Raw genomic sequence first — 23,836 nt, forward strand, 5'->3', positions numbered from 1 at the left:
AATGGAATTGACACTCGGAGTAGTAGATGCATTTACTTCAAAACCTTTTTCTGGGAACCCAGCAGCTGTTTGCTTACTAGATAAAGAAATCTCTTCGGAATTGATGCAGCAAATTGCGATGGAGATGAATCTAAGTGAGACTGCATTTGTACAGCGAACAAATCAGATTGGTCATTATAATTTAAGGTGGTTTACTCCAACCCTAGAGATTGACTTATGTGGTCATGCTACCTTGGCTTCAGGTCGCTGGATGTTACGCAAAGGTTGGGCTACTCCATCAGATTCTATTCATTTTCATACGCGAAGTGGAGAATTGATTGTTCGGGCAGCCGAATCAAAGTTGGAAATGAACTTTCCCCTTATTCCTACCTATGAGGATCAACATCCGGTTTATTCCGATTATTTATTTGGTAAAAAGATCGTAAAGGCAGCTAGGTTGAATAAAAACTGGATTTTTCAATTAGAAAATGAAGACGCCGTTCGAAGCTTAATCCCTGATTTTATGGAAATAGCCAAGCACAGTGAAGAAGGCTTTATAATTACTGCTGCCGGTGAAAAATTTGATATTGTTTCCAGATTTTTCGGACCAAATGTCGGAGTTCCAGAAGATCCAGTGACAGGGTTTGCGCATTGTGCTTTGATGGATTTTTGGTATCAGGAACTTGGAAAAATGAAATTACATGCCTTTCAGGCGAGTCGAAGAGGAGGAGAGTTATGGTTGGAAAAGCATGATGATCGTGTGCTCCTTCAAGGTGAAGCCGTTGTAGTATATCAAGCAGAAATGAAATTGGAATTATGAGTGAAGAAGTAGTAAAAAAACGTCCGATTTCCATGTCGCGGTATTTTAGGCACTTTACCAACTATTGGTTGACTGATGCCAGTTTTGGCTTGCTGCTTTTGATTTTGCTTTTTACTGTTTTTGTGCTTCCCATTTTGATAGAATATGGGCATGTCCATATGCTGTTTGTAAATGCGGTTTTCCTTTTCCTTTTTTTCACTGGAATTTGGTCATCCAAAAATCAAATATTTGTTTTCGTTACTAGCGGATTATTCTTTACCCAGCTAGGTTTGCGAATTTTACGATTCAGTGATATTCCGATTGAATTTTACCTGTTGGAGCGGATCGTGGGTATCATGAATATGATGGTATTCATTTTACTCAACTTCCGACTTTTATTTCGTGATCGAGAAATCAACTTTTACAGGGTTGTTGGGGCAATTAATGTCTATTTAAGTGTAGCGATTTTAGGTGCCTTTGTTTTTGAAATTATCCACTTGACTATTGGGAACAGCATTCAAGGAATTGACCGGGAGTTAGTGGGGCTTGACGAAGACTTTGCGGAGTATATTTATTTCAGTATGGTTTCTCTTACCACGGTCGGTTTCGGTGATTTATATCCAATCAACATTTTGTCTAAAATGCTCTCTGTGTTTTTATCGACCATTGGAATTCTATATCCTGCTGTGGTTATTGCCAAATTGGTAGGAGAGTCCCGACGCTAATTCCACTGGTGTAAATTCAACTGAAATTGACTTATTCTTAGATTATTTTCCCAAAAAAATCGAATTCACTATGAGAAAAACTACGCTGATTCTTTTCCTGGCTTTCCTCTATCAAATAGGTTGGGCACAGGAAACAAGAAAACTTCCTGTCGAGACGAAAATCGAGAAAACAGCTGAAGTAACGATTAAAGGTAAACGGGTCCCTTATCGTTCTATAGCTGGTACACAGCCCGTTTGGGATGAAAATGGTGATCCAATTGCCTCGCTATTTTATACTTATTACGAGCGGACAGACATAAGTGACAAATCCAAAAGACCGTTGGTTATTTCTTTTAATGGAGGTCCAGGTTCGGCTTCTATTTGGATGCATTTAGCCTATACAGGCCCTGTTCTTTTGAAAATCGATGATGAAGGATATCCTGTTCAGCCGTATGGGACAAAAAGCAACCCGTATTCTATTTTGGATGTTGCAGATATCGTTTATGTTGATCCTGTCAATACTGGCTATTCCAGAATCATCAATGAAGAAACACCTCGCTCTAAGTTCTTTGGTATCAATTCCGACATTGCTTATTTGGCTGATTGGGTAAATACATTCGTTACTCGTCAAAACCGTTGGGCTTCTCCAAAATATCTAATCGGAGAAAGCTATGGTACTACCCGGGTAGCTGGTCTAGTTTCAAGACTCCAAAACTCCCATTGGATGTATTTTAATGGAGTGATTTTGGTTTCTCCAACTGATATGGGGATTGAAAGAGGTGGTCCGGTTAAAATGGCAAACTACTTCCCGTATTATGCAGCTACAGCTTGGTATCATGGCCAACTTCCAGCTGATCTTCAAAGCAAAGATTTGGATGAAATCATTCCTGAAGTTGAGAAGTTTGCCGTGGAGGAAGCCTTGCCTGCGATGGTTAAAGGGGGAAGCCTTTCTGCTTCTGAAAAAGATGCGATGGCTGCAAAAATGGCTCGTTATTCTGGTTTGGATAAGGAGGTTTTTCTTCAGAATAATTTAATGGTTGGAACCAGCCTATTCTGGAAAGAGCTATTAAGGGATGAAGGAATGACGGTTGGGCGCTTAGATAGCCGTTATAAAGGATTTGATCGTGCAGAAGCTGGCGAGCGATATGATTTTGACCCTGCTTTGACCAGCTGGAACCATGCTTTCGCACCAGCATTCAATCATTATGCAAAAAATGTATTGGGTTTTGAAACTGACTTAACTTACAACCTTTTTGGACCAGTTCATCCTTGGGATCGATCCAATGAAACTACTGGCTATGATTTAGGTCAAGCTATGCGTCAGAATCCATATTTGCATTTGATGGTTCAGTCAGGATACTTTGATGGTGGTACAGATTTCTTCAATGCGAAATACAGCATGTGGCATATTGATCCAAATGGGAAATTGGCAGATCGAATGACTTTTAAAGGCTATCGATCAGGACATATGATGTATTTGCGAACTGAAGATTTGGAAACTGCGAATGAAGATATCCGTCAGTTTATTCAAAATTCGATGGTTGGAGAAGGTATTCCAGCCAAGTATGAATAAAGTTATTTAAGCCCGGGATTCAAACTCGGGCTTTTTTCTTCTCTAGACTATAATTGGATCACTTTTTTAAAATCCTCGAAATTTTCGATTGTCTCGGTGCTTCCCAATAATTCACCAATAAGGCGAAAAACATCCAATAGATTCTTTCCGCTTTTCCTTAAATACTGGATGGAAGTTGCTCCTTCTGACTTGGAAAGTTTTTTCCCTTTTGGGCCTTTTAGTAAAGGATGATGAAAAAATGAAGTATTTTCAAATAATTGATAATCAATAGAATTGGCTAAAAATAGTTGAGCTATACTTGAACTGTACAAATCCTTGCCTCTCACAATCAAATCAACTCCAAAATGCATATCGTCAATCAAAGAGGTTAATTGATAAGCAGGCATTTCATCTTTCTTTCGAACTATAAAAAAAGCAACATCCTGTGGAAGGATCTCTTCCTTTTTAACTCCCGAGAAATCTGAAATGCTGATCAAATCTTCCTGAAGTGTATTGATTCTCCAAGCGGCTTCTTTTCTTGTTTTTGGAATATTTCTGTCTAGGCAGTGCCCTAAGTAATAGCCTGATGAATCCATCTGAGTTATTTTTTTCCGAGAACAGGTACAAGCAAAAAGCATTTTCTTTTCCCAAAGCTTATCCAATGCTTCTCGGTATAAATCCAAACGGTTAAGTTGAGTCCAATTGACCAAAAAATCTTCAGGATTTTTAGGCCCCATATCATAAGGAATTTCCAAAAATTCTAAGGTTTCGAAAATATCAACCAGGTATTCTATGCGGAAGCGTTCCCGGTCCAAATCATCGATACGGAGTAGAATTTTAGCTCCCGTTTTTTCTGCCAAGGCTTTTGTAACTAAAAAAGAATAGGCATTTCCTAGATGAAGGAATCCACTGGGCGTTGGAGCTATCCGAGTTAATTTGTATTCCATAGGTCGAAATTACTTACATTGAAAATAAAAATGCGCTATTTATTCTTCCTTTATTTCTTGGCTTTTTTCGGCTGTCAGGGATCTGAAACAACTTCTTCTGCTGGCTTGGATTTAATTCAACACTCGATCGCTTTTCATGACCCTCAAGGTCATTGGAAAAATTTTAAAGGGACACTTGAAATCCAAGACAGTTTGCCGCCTGGAAGAGAATCCAGACAGTACAGAGTAACCTTTGATAATAGCCAGTCAAAAATGGAATACCTGAAAAATGACCTTCATTTTACAGTATGGAATGATTCAGTTACAGTTTTGCTCGGTGAGATAGAAAAAGATAGGGCGTTGATGCTTAGAAATTATTACACCTATTTGTGGGGATTGCCCATGAAACTTCTTGACCCGGGAACAAATTTTAAATCTGAACCTCAAAAAGAAGTTTTAAATGGAGAAGAATATTGGGTGGTGGAGGTGCCATACGAAAAGGACACCTGGTATTTTTATTTGCATCCTACGTCCTATGAATTAAAGGCCTATAAGTTTTATCAGGACCTAGAAGCCCAAAAAGGTGAGATAATCTATTTAGATGGTTTGATGGAAATAGGTGGGATGAAGATTCCCCAAAATAGAACTTGGTATAGAACTGAAGTGGATGAGTTTTTAGGGACAGATCAATTGATTGGGGCCTATTTTACTGATTAAGTTCTTTTAACCCCAAATATTTTCGGGTAGGAAATCGGGAAGGTATTTTTGAAAAGTGGGCCGATATCTTCTTTTTCTGGTATTTCTAGCTTTTTCGCTTCCTTCCTTTGGACAAGCTATTTATTCAGGAAATGTTCTGGATAGTCAGGACAAGGGATTTTTGGAGGGTGTTACGGTTTCTTCGTTACAAAATCGGGTTCAGGTTGAAACGAATATCCGAGGCTATTTTTCAATCAACTCTTTCCTTGGAGATACCTTATTAATTTCTTTTCCAGGATTTATTAGTCAAAAGGTTGTTTTGGGTGCTGATCGATTCTTGATGATCGAGCTTCAGGATGAGGCAAGATTTCTTCCCGAGGTCGAGGTTCAAGGAAATGCTTATTCCTATCGATTGAAAGATGGAAGATTAGTTTTGAAGGATGAGAATGAAAAAGAAGCTCCTTCCCGAAAGGGAGAAGTGATTGCGGGAACGCTTTCAAATGATGATGGGACAGGAGGAGTTGCGGTGAGTGGTGTGATTTCTTATTTCACCAAAAAAGCTCGATTGGCCAGGGAATATGAAAAGAAAAAGCAATGGCATGCACGAAGAGCAGGATATTATCAAGTGATTGAATCTGATTCAATTCGTGAAGATTTGATTCAAAAATACAACTTGTCTATAGAACAATGGGATCAATTGGTCATACGCTTTAATCAATTCCATCTTTCTCATGAGTTTTTGGACTGGCCTGAAGCAAAGGTTCAAAAAAGCCTGGAGGATTTCATTGAAATTGAAACTCAGTTCTTGAATTAGGCTTTTCTCTTGAAAGACCAAGTGACATAGAATCGAGCCACCATTTCGCCTTTTTGATTCATTCCCGTAGAAATCATGGTCAATTGAGCGGTATCATTAACTTCTAGAGAATCAATCAGAGAAAATAATTCACTTCCCTGTTCGCAAGTAAAAGTGATTTTTTGGTCAGCTTTTTTGTGATATTCTGCTCGAAAATCCACGACAAGCATGCTGAATTTTCCTTTTCCTGCTAGTGCTAATTGGCACAAAGCTCCTGTGCTCAACTCAGCTGCTCCTGCTAAGGCTGCAAAATAGATTGACCGAAAAGGATTTTGGGATCTCCAGAAATAAGGAATCGTCACTTGACATTTTTCGGCATTCAATTGCTTGACTCTTAATCTCCAAAAAACAGCAGAAGGGAGTTTTGTCAGCATCGCAAACCAAAAAATAAAAGGATTTGACATTTTTCGCTGATAATCCAATGCTTGTGCATTAAGTTGAATTTCATTCTTGGTGATATTCATACGCTAAAATTTTTCTGAATTTAATAAAATTTGAAAGCCAACCTTAATCTTGGTACCTTTCTTGAAATGCTTGTATCAAAATTATTAAGCGAATGAAAAAGGTTTTATCACTTCTAGTAATCGGTTTAGTATGCTATGCCTGTGCGACTGTTCCCCTGACAGGCAGAAAGCAATTGGCGATGGTTCCCAGTGAGGAAATTCAGCCTCTTGTAAATGAGCAATATGAAAAGGTTAAAAAGGAATCCAGGATTTTGACCAATACTTTGGATGGGCAAAAAGTTGTGCAGGTTGGACAGCGAATTGCGCAAGTGGTTGAATCATATCTTATCGAATCTGGGTATTCAGATTTGGTAGAGAGTTTTGATTGGGAGTTTAACCTGATCGAATCAGATCAGGTAAATGCTTGGTGTATGCCAGGAGGGAAAGTGGCTTTTTACACTGGAATCATGCCCATTTGTCAAGATGAAAATGGAATAGCTGTGGTAATGGGACATGAGGTTGCTCACGCGGTTGCATCGCATTCAAGAGAGCGTATGTCTAAGGCTTTGGTACAACAATTTGGTATGTCAGTGATTTCTACTGCTATTGGTCAAAATCCTACACTTACACAGCAAATTTTTTATCAATCTGTTGGAATAGGAAGTGAAATTGGAATGCTGGCTTTTTCAAGGCAGCATGAATTGGAAGCTGATGAATTAGGATTGATTTTTATGGCCCTGGCGGGCTATGACCCGCGAGTAGCGCCAGAGTTTTGGGAGCGTATGTCACAAGGAGGCGGAGAAGCTCCACCTGAATTTCTTTCTACTCACCCGGGACCAGACAGACGAATTGAACGTCTGAATGAAAATATGCCTAAAGCGGTGGAGTATTATCAGGCAAGTCAAACAGTGAATAATTAAAAAACAAAAACCGAATCAGATCAATGATTCGGTTTTTTTTATTCTTCTAATTTAAATTTTATCTGTTGGCGAACCCTCGAAGCTTGATTTGGGTAAGCTTTCGCTTGGTGTCCAAAGGAAAGTCTCCCCGCATCATCCAATCATAGTATCCGGGCTCTTCCTTCAATACCTGTTCGATGGTTTTTCCTTTATGCTTTCCAAAATTGAAAACTTCGATTCCTGCAGAATTGAAGACAAACCGGCCTGCTAAATCCACCATTTTCTCATTAACCAAGTCATGAAGTTTTTTCATGTCATTTTCAAAAATCCCCAATTTATTCCCTTGAAGATCTTCAACTTCTTCACCTTCATAGCGCTTGACCTGCGCCTCAAAAACTTCCACTGTGGCCAAAGTATCTGCTTCTGCGCTATGGGCATTTTCTAATTTTTTGCCGCAGTAAAATTTATAAGCAGCAGAGAGATTTCTCTTTTCCATCAAATGAAAAATCTTCTGTGCGTCCAAGAGATTTCGCTTATCTAAATCAAAGTCAATCCCGCTTCGAAGAAATTCCTCGACGAGTAGGGGAATGTCGTATTTCAGGACATTGAATCCAGCCAAATCAGAGCTCCCGATGAATTGGTGAACATCCTTGGCGATGTCTTTGAAATAGGGCTTATCCTTCACATCCTTATCATAAATTCCATGGATAAGCGAAGATTCCAGAGGGATGGGAATGGTGGGATGGACCATTTGCGTGTAAACTTTCCGTGATCCATCTGGGAAAAGTTTTACAAGGGAAATTTCGACAATTCGATCTGTTCCGATGTTCGTTCCGGTAGCTTCTAGGTCAAAAAATACAATTGGGTTTTTTAGCTCTAAGGTCATTTTATTTGAATTTTTCCTGAATGGTTTGGAGATCCATGTTGTCATAGTTTCCAGAACTCATCAACAGGAGGTTGCAATTTGAATAATCTTTTTCCATTAAATATTGATGTAGCTTTTTACTGTCTGTAAACAGCTTTAAATCTGATTGATTAAACCCCTTTCTGAGAGTTTCTTCGTCCATCAACTCCAATTTTTTCAATGCCGCAGCATGAGGGTTCATGTAAATAATGGCCTCATCGGCAGCATTCATGGTATTTGCATAATTAGGCAGAAAATCTTTATTCAGCGAAGAATAGGTGTGTAATTCTTGCACAGCGATCAATTTTCTTTCTGGAAATTGCTTTTTTACAGCTTCCGTAGTGGCCTGTAATTTAGATGGAGCGTGGGCAAAATCACGGTATAGGTTTGCATCATTTTTGGATGCTAATTTTTCCAATCGCTTTGCTGCACCTTTGAAGGATTGAATTGATTGATAGAATTGACTTTCGGTCAAACCTAGCTGAACACAAACTTTTAAAGCTCCGCTTAAGTTCTGAAGATTGTGATCCCCAAATAGTTGTATGGGATTTTCTCCTTTCTCTGTTTTTAGGAAAGTTTGCCCATTAGTGATCCTTGCTGGTAATTTATGATAGGGAATTTTCTTCCCGGAAATTGATACTTTTTCTGCCATTTCCTTGACTAAGGCATCTTCTTCACAATAAATCAAGGAACCATTAGCAGGAGTCATTTCCATTAGATCTTTGAAGAGGCTTTTGTAGACTTCAAAATCAGGAAACACATTTAAATGATCCCAAGCGATGCCAGAAACCAACGCAATGTCGTGATGGTAATGAATAAACTTTGGTCTTCTATCCAACGGTGAGGTGAGATATTCATCTCCCTCAATGACAATGATCGGTGCATCGGAAAGCCCCACCATTAAATCAAAACCCTCAATTTGAGCACCCACGAGGTAATCAAAGTCAATTCTTTGATCCTTGAGTACATGTAAAATCATGGAAGTGATAGAGGTTTTCCCATGCGAACCGGCGATCACCACTCGTTTTTTGTCTTTGCTTTGATTGTAGATGAACTCTGGGAAAGAATAAATCGGAATACCGAGTTCTTTGGCTTTTTGGAGTTCGGGATTATCAATCCGAGCATGCATCCCTAAAATGATTCCGTCCAAGCCAGAATGGATTTTTTCAGGAAACCATCCATATTTTTCAGGAAGTATTCCTGCTTTTTCCAGTCTGCTTCGTGATGGTTCATAGATTTCATCATCCGAACCTGTAACCCGATAGCCTTTTTTGACAAGTGCCAGCGCCAAATTGTGCATGATAGCACCACCGATCGCAATAAAGTGGAAGCTTTTCATAAAGGGTGTTTTAGTTTTCGACATAAAATTAAATCTTTGCCAAAGCTTATGGTAACTGCATAAGGATTATTTTCAACGTTTTTTAGAAGTCCTTTATTTATGGAAGACCGATATGCCTATTTGATGCTTTCCTTGCTTTATATGGTGGCATGGGGTATAGTTTATTGGAAAAGCCCTTGGAAAAGAGGAATGGTCAAAGTTGGCGCTGTGGGTGGAATCATGGGAGTGATTGCCGAGGTCTGGTATTTTCGGGATTATTGGAGGCCGCCAACTTTGTTTGGAGAAGCAGTAGCTGGAATTGAGGATTACATCATCGGATTCGCCTTGTTTGGAGTAGGAGGTTATATCCATTCTGCATTCACCAAATTGGAAATAGATTACGATCGGCAAACTCCCGCTAAGAACAGGGATTTCTTTTTCCTGTTTCTGATCGGTTGTGCGAGTCTTACTGTCTTTAGTGTTTTGCTGGGAATCCATTCAGGTTATGTTACATTCCTGACTTTCTTTTTCCTGTCCGTTTACATTTGGTTTCAGCGTCCGGACTTGATTCACATTTCCATCAAATCAGCCTTTGCGACCTTGGCAATATCTTTCCTGATTTACTACATCAATTTCAATCTTCTTTTCCCGCATTTCTGGGATCAATACGGAATGTTGGAAAAACCTATTTTAGGCTTTAGAATAGCAAATATCCCCCTTTCCGAAATGCTTTGGCATTTTACCTGGGCAATGCTTTGCAGCATGTTTAGGGGATATAGAAATGGGGTTTATTATAAGTCTCCAAAACTATCACAGGCCTAATTTTTGTGGACAAGTTTGGGATAACTTGTTTAAAACTACTAGACGAAAGAAGGTACATTTGTTCCTATGAGTGAAAGACCCGCCAACCAAAGAAATAGCCGTAAAAAGCCAATACACGAGAATCCAAATACCTTAGGGAAAATACCCCCACAAGCAGTTGAGTTAGAAGAGGCCGTATTAGGTGCATTGATGCTTGAAAAAGATGCGCTGACCCAAGTAATTGATATTCTGAAAGTTGAAAGCTTTTACAAGGATTCGCATCAGGTAATATTTCAGGCCATCTTAGATTTGTTCCAAGATTCCCAACCCATTGACCTGCTGACTGTCACTTCCCAACTTCGAAAAAATGGAACATTAGAGGTTGCTGGAGGAGCATTCTATATCACTGAATTGACTTCAAAGGTATCTTCTGCAGCCAATATTGAATACCATGCTCGAATTATCACAGAACAAGCCATCAAACGGGAATTGATACGGATATCTTCTGACATACAGAAGAATGCGTATGAGGAGACCACAGATGTTTTTGAGCTTTTGGACGAAATGGAGCAGTCTCTTTTTGAGATTTCTGAGAAGAATATTCGAAAGAATTACTCAGACATGCGCTCCATCATGCGAGAAGCTATCGCTGAGATGGAATCCAAAAAGGACCAAAAGGATGGTTTGACAGGTGTTCCTTCCGGTTTTACAGCTTTAGATCGAGTTACTTCGGGTTGGCAAAAGTCTGATTTGGTAATTATTGCGGCACGACCTGCGATGGGTAAGACGGCATTCGTGCTTTCCGTACTTCGAAATGCTGCAGTTGATCATAGTCGTCCTGTAGCGATTTTTTCTCTGGAAATGTCTTCCGTTCAGTTAGTCAACCGATTAATTTCCTCTGAAGCGGAACTCGATTCCGAAAAAATTAAAAAAGGAAGTCTTCAGGAGCATGAATGGGCACAGTTGGTTCATAAGACAGCCAAACTTTCCAAAGCACCATTGTTTGTAGATGATACTCCTGCTCTTTCGATCTTGGAGCTCAGAGCTAAAGCTAGAAAACTGAAAGCCCAGCATGACATTCAGATGATTGTAATCGATTATCTGCAGTTGATGTCTGGAGATAGTAAAGGTGGTGGCGGAGGAAACCGTGAACAGGAAATCGCCAGCATCTCCCGTGCTTTGAAGAAAATCGCCAAAGAACTGGAAATTCCGGTTATTGCACTTTCTCAGTTATCCCGTGCGGTAGAAACCCGGGGAGGTGATAAGCGCCCTCAACTTTCTGACCTTCGGGAATCTGGAGCCATCGAACAGGATGCTGACATGGTTATGTTCTTGTATCGCCCAGAATATTATGGAATTCTGCAGGATGAAAATGATGCAAGTACACAAGGTGTAGGTGAGGTAATCATTGCGAAGCATAGAAATGGTTCATTGGATACCGTTAAACTTCGATTTATTGGTAAATACACCAAGTTTACTGATTTGGATACTTTCGGGAATTTCCCACCGAATCAGGCAGTGGAGCCACTCTATGGAAATAAGTTTACATCTCAATCTTCTGGAGCATCAAGTTTTGATCAATCAAATACTGTGAAGTTTACAAGTAAGGCGAATGATGATCATGAAGACTTTTTAGGTACGCCGGGAGAAAAGCCACCATTCTAATCATGAAAGGAATTGTATTAGATCGAAGCCTTCCCTCTAAAATTGAATTTAGAGAGGTAGAAGAAAGTCCAATTCAACCCAATCAAGTACGGGTAAGCATCAAAGCTGCCGCTTTAAATCACCGGGATGAATGGTGCCGACAAGGGCTTTATCCTAATATTTCAGATGGAATAATTCTTGGATCGGATGGGGCAGGAGTGATTTCTGCGCTTGGAAGTGAAGTGACTCAATGGAAAGTAGGTGATGAAGTGATTATCAATCCGGCTCTTTTTTGGGGAAATGATCAAAGAGCCCAATCCAAGGATTTTCAAATTATTGGAATGCCAACTCATGGTACCTTAGCGAATTCCATCCTTGTTTCATCCGATAGAATCCATCCCAAACCTAAGCATCTCAATTGGGAAGCCGCAGCGGCCTTACCCTTAGCCGGCTTGACCGCATTTCGTGCTTTGGTTTATCAGGGGAATGTTCAAAAATCGGATAAGGTTCTTATCACAGGTTTTGGAGGAGGTGTGGCTCAATTCGCAGCTCAATTTGCTATTCATTATGGTGCGGAAGTTTATGTGAGCAGTAGCAGGGAGCAAAAAATTAAGAAGGCTATAGAGTTAGGCGCAAAAGCGGGATTTAATTATAAAGAAAGAAATTGGACAGAAGAGGCTTTATCGGTTTGTGGTGGATTTGATTTAATCATTGATGGAGCAGCAGGTGATGGGTTGAATGATCTTATAAAAGTAAGCCGACCTGGGGGGAGAATAGTCATATATGGTGCCACTATGGGTAACCCAGGTAAGTTGGAGGCTCGTAGGATTTTTTGGAATCAGCTGAAGATTATCGGAAGTACCATGGGCTCTGATGAAGACTTTCAGGCAATGCTTGATTTTGTCAATGAAAAGCAAGTTCATCCAATAATCGATCAGGTTTTTAGATTTGAGGAAGCTGAACAAGCGTTTGACCGAATGAAAGCCGGAAGTCAAATGGGAAAAATTGTTCTGGTTCCCTAATTTAATCTCTGATCCCTTAAAAAATACCTAACAATCTAGAATTGAATCCGTTGGATATTAGGATTTGTCAAAGGTCTAGATCATTTTCAAATAAGAAATTTTGGAAGGCATTTTGAAGTTCTCGAAGCGTTTTTAATTCAGATTGATCTTTTGCTAAGCTGATGCCTTTTTCGAAGGTGTATTTAGCTTCTTCCAATTTATCTAAACTCGCCAAAAAATGGGCAGCAGGGTAGTAGGTTGGCAAATAATCCGGGAATTCTGTTAGAAGTTTTTGAAAATATTCCAAAGCTTTTTCAGGTTGCTTTTTCTGGGTTTCTAAGGCTAGTGCATACCAGTTGAAGGGGTCTTTTGGCTCATCGGTGGCAAATTGTTCTAAAAGCTTTAAACGGTCCAAATTGCTCATGAATTGTTTTTTTAATTAAGGTCTTACTATTAATTTCACGCGAAATAAATCTAAAATAATCTAATCCTAAACCAATGAATATTCTTGTTTGTATCACCCACGTTCCTGATACGACTTCTAAGATTCAATTTACTGATAATAACACGAAGTTTGATTCTGCAGGAGTTCAGTTTATAATCGGCCCATACGATGACTATGCATTAGCTCGGGCTGTGGAGTTAAGGGATCAAACGGGTGGTAAACTGACGGTTTTGAATGTGGGTCTAGCTGAAAGTGATCCTACCTTAAGGAAAGCTTTGGCTATAGGTGCTGATGAAGCGATTCGGGTTAATTCAGAACCAAAAGATTCTTTTTTTGTGGCTAAGCAAATTGCTCACTATGCAAAAGAAGGCGGCTATGATTTGATTTTGATGGGAAGAGAATCCATTGATTTCAATGGTGGTATGGTGCACGGTATGGTTGGTGAGCTTTTGGGAATGCCTTCTTTTTCACCAGTTATGAAATTGGATGTAGAAGGTACTACTGTGAAGATGGCAAGAGAAATTGAAGGTGGAAAAGAAATGCTAGAAGCTAGTCTTCCTTTGATTGCAGGCTGTCAGGAGCCCATCGCTGAATGGAAAATTCCTAACATGCGCGGTATTATGTCTGCAAGAACAAAGCCTTTGAATGTAGTGGAGCCAGTGACTGATGAAACTCAGGCCGTAGCTACTCAATACCAACTTCCTCCGGCAAAAGGTGCAGTGAAATTAGTAGATAAGGACCATGTAGAAGAATTGGTGAAGTTGTTAAAAAACGAAGCAAAGGTTCTTTAATTCAAATTATTTAACTATTTTAAATTCAGATATTTATGTCAATTTTAGTATATATAGAGCATGCAGAAGGAAAAGTAAAGAAGACTAGCTTGGAAGCTGTTTCCTTTGCTAATGCACTTGCTGCAAAGACTGGAGAAGGAGAAGTAGTGGCTCTCGCCCTAGGAACAATTGGTCAAGATGAACTTGCATCTGTTGGAAAAGCGGGTGCATCAAAGGTGTTACATGGTTCTGACGATCGTCTGACCGCTGGAGTAATTCAAGCTCATGCAAGTGCTGTTGCTCAAGCATTCGAAAAAGTAGGAGCAAAGACAGTTGTGTTGGCAAAATCCTCTTTAGGTGATGCTGTGGCTGCTCGATTGGCGATAAAAATCAATGCTGCTTTGGTATCCAATGTGGTAGAATTGCCTGATACAAGTGCAGGATATAAAGTGAAGCGAAGCATTTTCACAGGAAAAGCATTTGCAGAAACAGAAGTTACCACCGAAAATAAGATTCTTGCTATCAAGAAAAATGCGGTAGATCTTAAAACTGATGGTGGTGATGCTACAGTTGAAACTTTCGATGTTTCTTTGTCAGACGCTGATTTTGCATCCAAAATTACGTCAACTGAGCGTGCTACTGGAGAAGTTTTGCTTCCAGAGGCAGATATAGTGGTTTCAGGAGGTCGAGGATTGAAGGGTCCTGAGAATTGGGGAATGATCGAAGATTTAGCCAAAACTTTGGGAGCTGCAACGGGCTGTTCTAAGCCTGTTTCAGATATTGGTTGGAGACCTCATCACGAACACGTAGGACAAACCGGAGTGAAAGTTGCTCCAAGTTTATATATCGCAATAGGAATTTCAGGTGCTATTCAGCATCTTGCAGGGGTTAACTCTTCAAAATGCATTGTGGTGGTTAATAAAGATCCAGAGGCTCCTTTCTTTAAGGCTGCCGATTATGGAATTGTTGGAGATGCATTTGAAGTAGTCCCTAAGTTGAATGAAGCATTAAAAGCTGAACTTTAATTTTTGTGGAAAAGGAAATCGAACTGGAAATTTTAGGTCTTTCGTCAAACCACTCCCAGTCAGGATCATTCACACTGGTTTTAGGGGAAGTTGGTGGGATTAGAAGGTTGCCCATCGTCATCGGCATGTTTGAGGCACAAGCCATTGCTTTGGAAATTGAAAAGATTGTTCCTAATCGTCCCATGACGCATGATTTGTTTAAATCTTTTGCGCATGGATTCAATTTTGAAATCGATCGGATTGTGATCACTGACATGAAAGAGGGTGTTTACTATGCCAAAATTGTTTGTAAAAGCGAATTAACGGAGGTAGATATTGATGCAAGACCTTCCGATGCCATTGCAATTGCAATTCGATTTGGTTGCCCGATTTTCTGCAGTGAAAAAGTCATGTCTGAAGGCGGTGTAGAGCACTTCGATGTAGAAAGTACCGAACCTCAGTCTTCGAAGCCTTCCGCCAAACCGAGTTTCTCCGCTAAAAAGGAACCATCTCTAAAAGATTATAGCTTAGACAAGCTGAATCAGATGCTTGAAAAGGCAATCAATAATGAGGATTATGAAAAAGCGGCTAGAATTCGGGATGAAATTAATAAGCGAAATTAAATTTTAATGAAAGCCTGAGTAATCAGGCTTTTTTCTTGTGGTTCGCTTCTCTATTTTTAAGCCCGATTGAATCATACAAATATTTATGGATTATATAAGAGGTGCATTTGGACTATTTGTCATTGTAGTTATTGCCTATATTTTTTCAGCTAATAGAAAAAAGGTCGACTGGAGACTGGTATTCATAGGAATTGGTTTACAGTTGGTTTTCGGTTTGTTGATTACTAAAGTTCCTCTTGTTGCAAGCGGCTTTTCTGCTCTATCAAGTGCATTTGTAAAGTTTTTGAGCTTTAGTGAAGAAGGTGCACGCTTTATTTTTGGTGATTTAGCTGGAGACAGCTTTGGATTTATTTTCGCTTTTAAGGTTTTACCTACCATTATTTTCTTTTCTACTGTTTCTGCTGGATTGTATTACTTGGGTATTCTTCAGAAAGTGGTCTTTGGGATTGCTTGGATTATGGCTCGAACCATGCGTTTATCAGGTCCGGAAAGCCTTTCTGCAGCTGGTAATATCTTTTTGGGGCAAACAGAGGCCCCTTTACTGGTGCGGCCTTTTATCCCTAACATGACCAAATCCGAATTGATGTGTCTGATGACAGGTGGTATGGCTACCATTGCCGGCGGAGTTTTGGCTGGTTATGTTGCTTTTTTGGGTGGCGATAGTTTGGAAGAGCAAAGTAAGTTTGCGGCCTATTTATTGGGCGCAAGTATAATGAATGCGCCAGCGGCCATCGTTCTTTCTAAAATTTTTATTCCTGAAGTGGAAAAAGAAAGGGTTCAGGAAAAACTGGAAGTGAACAAGGAAAGTATGGGGGTGAATCTTATCGATGCCATGTCCATTGGGGCTTCAGAAGGATTAAAGCTTGCCTTGAACGTGGGAGCCATGCTTCTTGCTTTCATTGCCGTAATCGGTGCAGTGAATTACTTTTTGGAGGATATAGTAGGAGGAGTCACTGGAATCAACGGCTTTGTGCTTGATTCTACAGGTGGACAGTTTTCGGGATTTTCTTTGGAGTATATTTTTGGTCAGATTTTCCGGGTTTTTGCTTGGGTGATCGGGGTAGAATGGACTGATACCTTGCAAGTTGGAAGTTTGCTAGGACAAAAGACTGTAATCAATGAATTTGTGGCTTATTTAAGCCTTTCTGAGATGAAAGCTGCTGGTACACTTTCTGATAAATCAATTGTCATTGCAACCTATGCCTTGTGTGGCTTTTCTAATTTTAGCTCTATTGCAATTCAATTGGGAGGTATCGGAATTATCGCTCCGAATAAGCAGGGAACGCTAAGTAAACTTGGTTTAATATCTTTATTCGCAGCGTCTTTGGCTTGTTTGATGACAGCCACAATCGCTGGAATGCTTTTCTAACTAGAAAAAGATGAAATAAAAAAAGGTCGGCTTCAAGCCGACCTTTGTTGTTTAGATGAATTTGGTTAATTCAATCCATATAATTCTTTCGAAACGCCTTCATATTTATCACCAGCATTCCATAGCGGTTTATTGGAATCATTGGCGATTAATTCGGCCGCGAGAATGTAAGATTTCCAGTATTTGACAGCATAATCCAAGTCAAAATTATCCACTTGGTCACCAGGCTTATGATAGTATTTATTGATTTCGTCATCGAAAGCCCGGAAGCCTAATGAGAAGGTTGGAGAAGGGATTCCTTTTCTGGCAAAATTAACATTGTCAGAACGATCGTATAGACCTTGCTCAGGAGCAGGGTCTGCAATGGCCTCCAGTCCAAATTCACTAACAGCCTCACTGATTAAAGGATCGCTGGAAGTTCTTCCCAATCCGATAACGGTGATGACTTCTGTGTCATTATAGCCTCCATTATCGATATTCAAGTTGAATACAATCTTATCTAAAGGAACCAAGGGGTTTTCTGCAAAATATGCAGATCCAAGAAGTCCTTTTTCTTCAGCTGTCCAAAGCGCAAAAATCACCGATCTCTTGGGTGGATTTTTAGCAAAGTATTTAGCAGCATTCAAAACAGCCACTGTTCCTACCGCATTATCTCTGGCTCCATTGTAAATAGAATCGCCAGTAGCATCCGGAGTTCCGACTCCTACGTGGTCATAATGAGCTGAGAGGAGAATATATTCGTTCTTTAGATTTTCATCCGTTCCTTCAATCCAACCAATGACATTCTTACCTTCGATTGCCCGGTTTTCTTTGCCATTAATGTTCAATTGAGCTGTTTTGACTGCTCCATCGCTGATTTTTTTAGCTAGGGAATTTTCCAAATCCTTTACCCATAGGTATGGCAAATTTGAGCTTTCGCCTTGATCCAATCCTAGGGTAGGGCGGTTCAGGAAATTGGAAATCAATTGCCAAGGAACTGAAGGAATGTTGAATTTCTCAATGATGGCTATGGCTCCAGCCTCTTGAGCTCGAGCGACTTTTTCTCGACCTGCAGAAAACAATTGGGCTGGACTCATTCGGTCCGGAGCTCCTACATTGGTTATTACTACTTTTCCTTTTAAGTCCTTTCCAGCAAAATCTTCAGGATTTCCAAATCCTAAATCGACAACGTCAAACTCCCCGGTCAAGGCATCGCCATTTAAGACTAGCATTTCCTGACCTTGAGAGAATTTGGAATCTCCTAAAGTTAGATTTCCTTCTTTTGGTGGGGTTGATAGCCGAAAAGGAATGTTTTGGAAATAACCATCAGCCCCAGGTACAGGTTGAGTGCCATATTTTTTTAATTGATCAGCAATGTAATTGTATGCCATTGCAATCTCAGGCCTGACAGGATCCCTTCCCATCAATTCATCTGAGGCCAAATAAGAGAAGTGACCGATGGCTTCTTTTTCTTTAAATTTTTTTTCAATATCCTTCTTTTGGGCCCAAGAAGGAGCAGAAAGGACCAAAACAAGCCCTAGGGTTAAGCAAATATTTTTCATTGTCTTAATTTATTTGTCTGAAAATAAAATAAAAGCCACAAAGGCTACTAGCCTTTTTTAAACTTCTTGATTCGGAAATCCCAATTCTTTTAAAATCGTCCGAAAGTGTACAGGAATTTCAGCATGAATACCCATATTTTCCTGAGTTATCGGATCTTGAAATCGTAATTCAAATGCATGGAGTAGTAGGTTTTGGAGATCAAATTGCTTCTCGAAAAATTTGTTCTGTTTGTTGTCTCCGTGCTTTTTATCTCCAATGATGTAATGCCGTGCTTGGGCTAAATGTCTTCTAATTTGGTGGGTTCTGCCTGTAAATGGCTGAATAGATAAAAGTGAATATCGACTTGTAGGGTAACGCCCAGTGGTATTAAAAGGAATTTCAACGGAATCAACCAATTTATAATCTGTTCTTGCCTCTTGAAGCTTTCCGCTTCGTTCATTAGTCAAAGCTCGATCAAAGCATCCTTCTTTTGATGAGGGAACTCCTCGGACGAGAGCTAGATAAGTTTTTTCAACTCTTCTTTCAGAAAACTCAGCTTTGAATAAAGGAAGAAGTTCTTTTTTCTTGGTAAAAAGCAAAACACCTGAAGTAGGTCTGTCCAATCTATGAACAGGATAAACTGCTTGTCCAATTTGATCTCGGAGAAGTTGAAGGGCAAAATTCTCTTTTTCCTCAGCGGCTAATTTGGTACGATGAACCAATAGACCAGCTGCCTTATTAATGGCAATCCAATCTTCGGTTTCTTTTAAAATTTCAATCACAGAAATGCTCAAGAAGAAGTTAAAAAATGGTTCCTGACCCTATGCACTCCTCTCCGTTATACCAAGCTACAAATTGACCGGAAGCAATCCCACGCTGAGGCTGATCAAAAAGAACATATAATCCATTTTCTTTTTGGATTAAAGTTGCTTTTGAAAGAGGTTGGCGGTAACGAATTCGAGCGCTGTATTCGGCACTTTGTCCTGGGAGAAGTCGCAAATCTTCACGAATCCAATGAACCTGATCATTTTTTACAAATAAAGCATGTCGGAGCAAGCCGGGATGATCTTCTCCTAGTCCAGTATAGATTACATTTTCGACAGTATCCGTGGCAATTACAAAAAGAGGTTTACCCGTGCCTCCAACTTGAAGCCCTTTTCGCTGACCAATGGTAAAATAATGGGCACCATTATGCTCCCCAACAACTTTTCCTTGACCCTTATTGTATCGAATTGGCAATGCCAAATTATCCAATGTTTCCTGCTCCAGCTCAGAGTATTCCATTCCCGCAGGAACTTGATATCTAACAAATTCAGGCAGATTTTCGGGAATTTGAATGATTTGTCCTTTTTTGGATTTGAGCTGTTGCTGTAAAAATTCAGGAAGACGAACTTTTCCAATAAAACATAAACCCTGTGAATCTTTTTTCTCAGCTGTTATCAGATCAAGATTTTTAGCGATTTGCCGTACTTCTGATTTTTGAAGGTGTCCAATAGGGAAAAGTGCTTTGGATAACTGTTCTTGGGTCAATTGGCAAAGGAAATAACTTTGATCCTTGTTTGAATCCGCCCCCGCTTTAAGTTGGTAAGCAGGCTTTCCATCCACCAATATTTCTCCTTTTTGGCAATAATGACCCGTTGCCACAAAATCTGCTTTTAGTTTTTGAGCAGCTTTGAGAAAAATATCAAATTTTATTTCCCTATTACAAAGAATATCCGGATTAGGGGTGCGTCCCGCTTCATATTCGGCAAACATATAATCTACAATTCGTTCCCGATATTCTTCGCTGAGATCTATAGCCTGGAAGGGTATTCCCAATTTTTCAGCCACAAGCATGGCGTCAGTTGAATCCTCCATCCAAGGGCATTCATTGGAAATCGTGACTGATTCATCGTGCCAGTTTTTCATAAACATGCCGATGACCTCATATCCTTGCTCAATAAGAAGGGCTGCTGCTACTGAACTGTCGACACCTCCTGATAGGCCGACAACTACTCTTGGTTTTTTATTCATCATATTTCACGTTATGGATTCAAGGTCCATAGGTGGACGAGTTTTTGGGAAACCCTCTAAACTCATGTTGAGTTCAAATTCTCTTCAAATATCCTGAAAATAGGGGAGTAGACAACAAAATTAGATTAGGAATAATTTTAAGCGATGAGTCTAAGGCTCTGAAAAAAAGAGTACTTTTGGCGCTTCAAATAATTTTTTACTTCGCTTTATGAATTTCCAATTGATTAAGGATGCTTTGGCTGGAAAGGAGCAGGACTTTACAAAGCTCTCCTTGAAGACAGCTATTTTCGTTTTGGCACTTCCCATGATTTTGGAAATGATGATGGAATCCCTTTTCGCAGTGGTGGATATTTTCTTTGTAGCAAAGCTGGGAGAAGATGCCATTGCAACGGTGGGATTGACAGAATCCGTTATTGTATTAGTTTATGCAGTAGGTTTTGGAATTAGTATGGCTGCCACGGCCTTGATTTCAAGGAGGTTTGGGGAAAAAGAATATAAAGAAGCCGGCGCTTCAGCATTTCAGCTTTTACTCGTAGGAGGTTTTATCTCGTTGATTTTTAGCATTCTTGGAGTTTTGTTTGCCCCTGATATTCTATACTTGATGGGTGCGGAGCAAGAGGTAATTCAAAATGGGGCAAGCTTTACCCGTATCATTTTTGGTGGAAATGCGGCCATCCTTTTGCTTTTCCTTATAAATGGCGCATTTCGAGGAGCTGGACAAGCACATCACGCCATGCGTTCCCTTTGGATAGCCAATGGTTTTAATATTCTATTAGATCCAATTTTGATATTTGGTGTTGGAAGTTTTGAGGGGTTTGGTTTGGAAGGTGCTGCTTGGGCTACGACTACTGGAAGAGGCTTAGGTGTTATTTTTCAGCTTTTTCACTTGTTGAATGGAAAACATAGACTTTGGATATCTCGGGAAAGTCTTCAGGTAAAATGGAGGACCATTCGAAAGATTATCGATATCGCTTTGGGTGGAATGGGACAATTTCTGATCGATTCCATTTCTTGGGTGGCTTTGACTCGAATGAATGCTGAATTTGGTTCGGCAGCCTTGGCTGGGTACACCATTGCCATGCGGGTTTTGATTTTTACAATCTTACCGGCTTGGGGAATTTCTGGTGCCGCGGCTACCTTGGTTGGCCAGAATTTAGGAGCAAAACAACCTATGCGAGCGGAAGAAGCAGTCTGGTTAACGACTCGCTATTGTGTAATCTTTATGGCTGCCGTAACTGGTATTTATATATTCTTTTCTGGTCAATTGGCAGGTTTATTTACTGATATAACTGAAGTCAAGGCTATTGCCTCTCAAGGGCTTTGGGTAATTGCTACGGGATATGTGTTTTTTGCTGTTGGAATGGTTCTCACGCAAGCATTTAATGGGTCAGGTGATACGCGAACTCCTGCTTGGATCAATATTGGGGTATTATGGTTTTTGGAAATTCCTCTTGCCTACAGTTTGGCTTTTGTTTTTGAATTAAAATATTTGGGAATTTTCATCGCTATTGCTGTAGCGCATTCTCTTCATGCAGTCGTTGCTTGGTACCTTTTCCGAAAGGGAAGGTGGAAACGAATTTCAGTATAAAAAAAGCCGATTTGAGATCAAATCGGCTTTTTGGTAAGTTTTATTTGACTTTAATTCAAAGAGACAAACTTGCTGTCCACAGTTTCATTGATAAAATAAATCTTCTTTCCGCCTACTGTTCTACTTTCTGTATTGTAGGCTGCCACTTGAACGATTCCTTGGCTTGTAGATCTTAATCCGCTTAGTTCTGAGGATGAAAAGGTAATGCTTGTGCTTCTTGCTTCTTTGGTGACTACTTTGTCTCCGTCAGAAATTACCCAAAGGATGTTATCAACATTGGAAGGAACGCTTTCTATACTTAAAGAAACGTCTCCTCCAATGGAAATTTCATCAGGAATGCTTGCACTGAACCTTACTACTCCTGGCATTACTTTTCCAGTAGTATGGGTGAAGCCATCAAATCCGTTTGCGCCCGCTACTACCCAGTCATTGTTTTGTCCAGAATTGATTCCCAAGGTCACATCCGTGAAGTCATTGACATAAGTATTATTGAGATTTTGAAGAGGGAAATCATTGAGGCTTACCTCCCCAACATTAACCAAACTGCTACTACCTCCAGAAGAAGAATAGAAATTTGCATTCGCTACATCCAGCAAAATGTCCGAAATACCAGGAACGGAAGGAGTACCTGATGGAAGATTTGATTTGGCTTTGATAGCTGCTAAAATTCCATCAGCATCTCCCGGAGTCGGAATCGGATTAGCTTGTGTTTGTTGTTGAGGATCATCATCATCACTGTTGCAAGAAGTACCTAGCCACATAATTGCAGCTGAAAGAATTAAAATTTGAAAAAACTTGATTTTCATGGTTTAGAAAGTTTAGTGTAACGATCCAAAATTCACTTAAAAAGCATTCCTAAACCATACGTCATTTGTCGTATTCTATTCAATCACTAAAGCATTGAACATTCATAAAATAAGGCATGTTGTAGAAAGATTTTTCACCATAAACCTGAGATCCGCATCCCATTTTTTTGAATGATGGATTTAGAATATTTGCTCGATGTCCCGGCGAATCCATCCAAAGTCTTACAACTTCTTTTGCATAGGAAATGTAAGTATGTGGGGGAACGGGATCATGTTTGTTTGCATAGATGAATTCTCCAGGAACTTGGGGAGGTCGAACCTGTTTCCCGTATTCATAATCCAATCCTGCTGTACTACTAATATTTTCAGCAATTAGATTTGGGTTTAATCCCTGAATCTGAAATCGGTCCCGAAGTTTCCGCTTGTTCCTGATTTTGCTTTGGTGGCTAAAGAATCCCAGTCGAGCCATATCCCGAGCATGATCGGCAGCTAAAAGTTCAATTTTAAAAGAATATTCAAAAGCCGGTAAACCATGATTTTCACGCTGCTCATTGGTTATATAAAAAATTGCAGCATGAAGCAGAGGATAGTCGATGTCTCTCGGATCCAAAATCCGGTATGCTTCTTCAAAACGAAGAAAGTCCTTCCAGTTCATTCTATCATAATCTTCAACGGTCCAGGATTGGGCCTCTGAATTAGCAAATGGAAATAGAAGAGTGATAAAAAGAAGAAGCTTCTTCATACGTGATTTGGAGTCAAATTCTCTGTAATCACGCTGAAGAAGCCAAATTATTGTTTCCTGTTTTGATCTTAATTGTCCTGTGGTATTTCCAGAAACAAGGAAATTAATTCTCTTGGAGTAGAAGCTTCACGGAGTTTTTCATCCTGAAGATAAAGTTGGAGCTGATACTCCAATTCAAAAATTAACCCATTTACAAAGATGGGGTCCATGTTTAATTTTTGGATAAAATGGTCATTCTTGCGGGGCCCAGTCAAGGTAATTCCATAAGTATGAAATACCTCAATGGCTTTTTTTAGTTTAGAATATTGTTGGTTCATTTTTTCAGGATTCTATTAATAAACGATACTGCCTCATTAATCAATTCTCAGATATAAACGGAGAAATAAGGATTTGTTTAGTTAAATGATTCCCTATGCTGTTTTTTTTGAATAATATC

At 39.8% G+C, this 23,836-nt stretch carries 25 protein-coding genes; 14 read left to right on the forward strand and 11 right to left on the reverse strand.

The genetic code is table 11. The annotated features are described in order from the left end of the window. Position 1 precedes the first annotated feature (1 nt). From E4S40_RS02830 to E4S40_RS02840, 3 genes are all read left to right on the forward strand, one after another. Complete coding sequence (locus E4S40_RS02830) at positions 2 to 799, forward strand: PhzF family phenazine biosynthesis protein (RefSeq protein ID WP_135070557.1); 798 nt, start codon at positions 2 to 4, stop codon at positions 797 to 799. Next, positions 796 to 1,503 (forward strand): potassium channel family protein, encoded by a 708-nt coding sequence (locus E4S40_RS02835; RefSeq protein WP_237563112.1) that lies wholly within the window; start codon positions 796 to 798, stop codon positions 1,501 to 1,503. The genes E4S40_RS02830 and E4S40_RS02835 overlap by 4 nt, the downstream gene beginning before the upstream one ends. Before the next feature lie 70 nt (positions 1,504 to 1,573). After that, a complete protein-coding gene (locus tag E4S40_RS02840; RefSeq protein WP_135070560.1) occupies positions 1,574 to 3,055 on the forward strand; it encodes a S10 family peptidase in 1,482 nt (493 codons plus the stop codon). Positions 3,056 to 3,102: 47 nt separating this feature from the next. Here the strand turns inward: E4S40_RS02840 and E4S40_RS02845 are convergent, their stop codons facing one another. Then, complete coding sequence (locus E4S40_RS02845; protein WP_135070563.1) at positions 3,103 to 3,981, reverse strand: glutamate--tRNA ligase family protein; 879 nt, start codon at positions 3,979 to 3,981, stop codon at positions 3,103 to 3,105. Positions 3,982 to 4,011: 30 nt separating this feature from the next. Between E4S40_RS02845 and E4S40_RS02850 the strand changes: the two genes are divergently transcribed. Together E4S40_RS02850 and E4S40_RS02855 are read left to right on the forward strand one after the other, a co-directional pair. Continuing rightward, positions 4,012 to 4,677, forward strand: a complete 666-nt coding sequence (locus E4S40_RS02850) for a DUF6503 family protein (protein WP_135070566.1) — start codon at positions 4,012 to 4,014, stop codon at positions 4,675 to 4,677. A 55-nt stretch (positions 4,678 to 4,732) separates the two neighbouring features. Next, the gene (locus E4S40_RS02855; protein WP_135070568.1) at positions 4,733 to 5,470 is read left to right on the forward strand and encodes a hypothetical protein; all 738 of its coding nucleotides are present in this window, start codon (positions 4,733 to 4,735) and stop codon (positions 5,468 to 5,470) included. Here E4S40_RS02855 and E4S40_RS02860 read toward each other — a convergent pair. Further along, complete coding sequence (locus E4S40_RS02860) at positions 5,467 to 5,973, reverse strand: DUF4442 domain-containing protein (RefSeq protein ID WP_135070571.1); 507 nt, start codon at positions 5,971 to 5,973, stop codon at positions 5,467 to 5,469. The genes E4S40_RS02855 and E4S40_RS02860 overlap by 4 nt on opposite strands. A gap of 92 nt (positions 5,974 to 6,065) precedes the next feature. Here E4S40_RS02860 and E4S40_RS02865 point away from each other — a divergent pair, with 92 nt between their 5' ends. After that, the gene (locus E4S40_RS02865) at positions 6,066 to 6,872 is read left to right on the forward strand and encodes a M48 family metallopeptidase (protein WP_135070574.1); all 807 of its coding nucleotides are present in this window, start codon (positions 6,066 to 6,068) and stop codon (positions 6,870 to 6,872) included. Between the two features lie 58 nt (positions 6,873 to 6,930). Here E4S40_RS02865 and E4S40_RS02870 read toward each other — a convergent pair whose 3' ends face one another. Both E4S40_RS02870 and E4S40_RS02875 read right to left on the reverse strand, forming a co-directional pair. After that, positions 6,931 to 7,737, reverse strand: a complete 807-nt coding sequence (locus E4S40_RS02870; RefSeq protein WP_135070577.1) for a 3'-5' exonuclease — start codon at positions 7,735 to 7,737, stop codon at positions 6,931 to 6,933. A gap of 1 nt (position 7,738) precedes the next feature. After that, positions 7,739 to 9,094, reverse strand: a complete 1,356-nt coding sequence (locus E4S40_RS02875; protein WP_135070580.1) for a UDP-N-acetylmuramate--L-alanine ligase — start codon at positions 9,092 to 9,094, stop codon at positions 7,739 to 7,741. A gap of 99 nt (positions 9,095 to 9,193) precedes the next feature. On the opposite strand from E4S40_RS02875, the gene E4S40_RS02880 reads away from it, so the two are divergent. From E4S40_RS02880 to E4S40_RS02890, 3 genes are all read left to right on the forward strand, one after another. Next, entirely contained in the window at positions 9,194 to 9,895 is a 702-nt protein-coding gene (locus E4S40_RS02880; protein ID WP_135070583.1) for a lycopene cyclase domain-containing protein, read from the forward strand. A 66-nt stretch (positions 9,896 to 9,961) separates the two neighbouring features. After that, positions 9,962 to 11,539, forward strand: coding sequence for a replicative DNA helicase (gene dnaB, locus E4S40_RS02885; protein ID WP_135070586.1), 1,578 nt, complete (start codon positions 9,962 to 9,964; stop codon positions 11,537 to 11,539). Between the two features lie 2 nt (positions 11,540 to 11,541). Continuing rightward, positions 11,542 to 12,540: a zinc-binding dehydrogenase gene (locus tag E4S40_RS02890; protein ID WP_135070589.1), complete on the forward strand. Its 999-nt coding sequence runs from the start codon at positions 11,542 to 11,544 to the stop codon at positions 12,538 to 12,540. 67 nt (positions 12,541 to 12,607) lie between these two features. Here the strand turns inward: E4S40_RS02890 and E4S40_RS02895 are convergent, their stop codons facing one another. Further along, positions 12,608 to 12,943, reverse strand: a complete 336-nt coding sequence (locus E4S40_RS02895; RefSeq protein ID WP_135070592.1) for a tetratricopeptide repeat protein — start codon at positions 12,941 to 12,943, stop codon at positions 12,608 to 12,610. A gap of 74 nt (positions 12,944 to 13,017) precedes the next feature. On the opposite strand from E4S40_RS02895, the gene E4S40_RS02900 reads away from it, so the two are divergent. From E4S40_RS02900 to E4S40_RS02915, 4 genes are all read left to right on the forward strand, one after another. Then, positions 13,018 to 13,755 carry an electron transfer flavoprotein subunit beta/FixA family protein gene (locus E4S40_RS02900; protein ID WP_135070595.1) on the forward strand — a complete coding sequence of 246 codons (738 nt, stop codon included), beginning with the start codon at positions 13,018 to 13,020 and terminating at the stop codon, positions 13,753 to 13,755. 35 nt (positions 13,756 to 13,790) lie between these two features. Continuing rightward, positions 13,791 to 14,759, forward strand: a complete 969-nt coding sequence (locus E4S40_RS02905) for an electron transfer flavoprotein subunit alpha/FixB family protein (RefSeq protein WP_135070598.1) — start codon at positions 13,791 to 13,793, stop codon at positions 14,757 to 14,759. 5 nt (positions 14,760 to 14,764) lie between these two features. Beyond that, the gene (locus E4S40_RS02910) at positions 14,765 to 15,361 is read left to right on the forward strand and encodes a bifunctional nuclease family protein (protein WP_135070601.1); all 597 of its coding nucleotides are present in this window, start codon (positions 14,765 to 14,767) and stop codon (positions 15,359 to 15,361) included. A gap of 85 nt (positions 15,362 to 15,446) precedes the next feature. Continuing rightward, positions 15,447 to 16,730 (forward strand): NupC/NupG family nucleoside CNT transporter, encoded by a 1,284-nt coding sequence (locus tag E4S40_RS02915; protein WP_135070604.1) that lies wholly within the window; start codon positions 15,447 to 15,449, stop codon positions 16,728 to 16,730. A 65-nt stretch (positions 16,731 to 16,795) separates the two neighbouring features. On the opposite strand, the gene E4S40_RS02920 is transcribed toward E4S40_RS02915, so the two are convergent. The 3 genes from E4S40_RS02920 to mnmA are packed head-to-tail and all read right to left on the reverse strand — an operon-like array spanning position 16,796 to position 20,264. After that, positions 16,796 to 18,271, reverse strand: a complete 1,476-nt coding sequence (locus E4S40_RS02920) for a M28 family peptidase (RefSeq protein WP_135070607.1) — start codon at positions 18,269 to 18,271, stop codon at positions 16,796 to 16,798. 57 nt (positions 18,272 to 18,328) lie between these two features. Next, positions 18,329 to 19,045 (reverse strand): pseudouridine synthase, encoded by a 717-nt coding sequence (locus tag E4S40_RS02925; RefSeq protein WP_202615322.1) that lies wholly within the window; start codon positions 19,043 to 19,045, stop codon positions 18,329 to 18,331. Positions 19,046 to 19,052: 7 nt separating this feature from the next. Further along, a complete protein-coding gene (gene mnmA / locus E4S40_RS02930) occupies positions 19,053 to 20,264 on the reverse strand; it encodes a tRNA 2-thiouridine(34) synthase MnmA (RefSeq protein ID WP_135071549.1) in 1,212 nt (403 codons plus the stop codon). A gap of 208 nt (positions 20,265 to 20,472) precedes the next feature. On the opposite strand from mnmA, the gene E4S40_RS02935 reads away from it, so the two are divergent. Further along, entirely contained in the window at positions 20,473 to 21,852 is a 1,380-nt protein-coding gene (locus tag E4S40_RS02935; RefSeq protein ID WP_135070610.1) for an MATE family efflux transporter, read from the forward strand. 50 nt (positions 21,853 to 21,902) lie between these two features. Here the strand turns inward: E4S40_RS02935 and E4S40_RS02940 are convergent, their stop codons facing one another. The 3 genes from E4S40_RS02940 to E4S40_RS02950 form a co-directional block, all read right to left on the reverse strand. Next, a complete protein-coding gene (locus E4S40_RS02940; protein WP_135070613.1) occupies positions 21,903 to 22,658 on the reverse strand; it encodes a hypothetical protein in 756 nt (251 codons plus the stop codon). 79 nt (positions 22,659 to 22,737) lie between these two features. Next, positions 22,738 to 23,400, reverse strand: coding sequence for a CAP domain-containing protein (locus E4S40_RS02945; RefSeq protein WP_135070616.1), 663 nt, complete (start codon positions 23,398 to 23,400; stop codon positions 22,738 to 22,740). 68 nt (positions 23,401 to 23,468) lie between these two features. Next, a complete protein-coding gene (locus E4S40_RS02950; protein ID WP_135070618.1) occupies positions 23,469 to 23,717 on the reverse strand; it encodes an acyl carrier protein in 249 nt (82 codons plus the stop codon). Positions 23,718 to 23,836 lie beyond the last annotated feature (119 nt).

The organism is Algoriphagus kandeliae (assembly GCF_004571135.1).
GTDB lineage: Bacteria > Bacteroidota > Bacteroidia > Cytophagales > Cyclobacteriaceae > Algoriphagus > Algoriphagus kandeliae.